Annotated in this window: 1 protein-coding gene and 1 pseudogene; both read right to left on the bottom strand. The window is 44.2% G+C overall.

Going from position 1 to position 837, the window contains the following annotated elements:
• Positions 1–326 (bottom strand): annotated as a pseudogene (locus R7R24_RS25775) (AAA family ATPase); the annotation flags it as partial.
• Positions 327–388: 62 nt separating this feature from the next.
• A partial coding sequence (locus R7R24_RS25770) for an A24 family peptidase (RefSeq protein WP_318119965.1) occupies positions 389–837 on the bottom strand: 449 nt, incomplete at its 5' end.

Raw genomic sequence — 837 nt, 5'->3', positions numbered from 1 at the left:
CGATAAGCAATATCCGCCTCAGCCAAACCAAATTCGGTAAGGCTATATCGAACATTAGAATACGAATGACTTAGTTTGTCTGACGCAGGCTGATACACCTCAACCCAACTGCGTTTTCTCAACTGCGCGAGTGCAAGCTCAACGATGTTTGAAACCACACACAAACGTTGAGTCAGTTCAACTAAATCACATTTGGGATAAGCAGCCAGATGTTTCAGAACTAGGTTTTCAACGACTGAAGCTGGGATCCCAAGACCTTCCACTGCGGAAGGCACCTTTGGTGGATTGATTTGTGGCACTAGTTTTTCCCAATACGCAGAGCCCATCATACTTCCCCTCTTGAAGTTGCCTAGTCAACTGATGTCGTATGTTTTTTTATTTATAAGTATTAGTGCGTGTAGGAGAAATAAGCTAATCCGATTACGATTACAGGCGCGAAAGGAATCACTAGTGGCTTATTAGACCTAAAGCCTGGTGTAACTTTTTCAATGCAGTAGCCCTTGACCTGATGAGTTAGAGCAACGCTCGTTGAAGCAATGTGAAGCATCAAATAAAAGATGCCAACAATTCCCCCTGCGAGAATAATTCCGATAGACGCTTCCCACAGATTACTCAGACCCAACCATACCCCAATAACGGCGAGTAATTTAACGTCTCCTCCAGCCATTGCTTTAACAAGATAGAGCGCAAAGCACACTGCAAACGCTACTAATCCTCCATACGCATGATCCATCAACGATGTGGTAGGACTATAAATCACGTTTGCAGTGACAGCGACCAGAAGCAACAAAACGGCTTTATTAGGAATTCTGTGCTTCTGGGCGTCTGATACACCTA

Source organism: Vibrio sp. 704, assembly GCF_033339295.1.
This window is presented reverse-complemented; position numbering and strand designations above follow the sequence as displayed.